This is a genomic window from Dellaglioa sp. CoH-55-MRSF-8, assembly GCF_056782195.1.
The window spans coordinates 1-400 of record NZ_JBXAYH010000089.1 but is presented as its reverse complement, the minus strand read 5'-3'; the positions used below and the strand labels follow the sequence as shown (position 1 = coordinate 400).

At 62.2% G+C, this 400-nt stretch carries 1 protein-coding gene; it reads right to left on the bottom strand.

The genetic code is table 11. From position 1 onward, the window contains the following. Nucleotides 1–11 precede the first annotated feature (11 nt). The coding region (locus AC1RPW_RS08040; protein ID WP_481769449.1) for a hypothetical protein at nt 12–400 on the bottom strand (389 nt) is incomplete at its 5' end.

The following is a 400-nucleotide window of genomic DNA, read 5'->3' as shown; positions in this document are numbered from 1 at the left end:
ATGATACCCCCTTAATTGTACACGTGGCGGCCCAGCGCGGCGGCCTGAATCACACAATCCACCGTGTACGAGTGCGCGTCGTGATCCGGATCGATGATCGCTCGATACAGGTCGGCACGAATCCAACCCGCGACCAGTGCATGCGACTCGCGTACCGTCATATCGTTGAGCAGGACGCGGCGGATGCCCTCCGTAACCTCGTCCAGCGCAAGCCGCCGCGTGCTCTGCGGCTTTTCCTCGTCGCCGTACTCATCCACCGTCAGCACGCGCGGGGGCGTGTAGCCGTGTTCGTCGGCTTCTGCGTATTCTTCGGCCGTGACCCCGGCCCATTCGGAACACTCGTATTGCGCGCGATCCATCAGGCTGTAGACGAGTGCATGCGGAATGTCGAGCGTGAGTG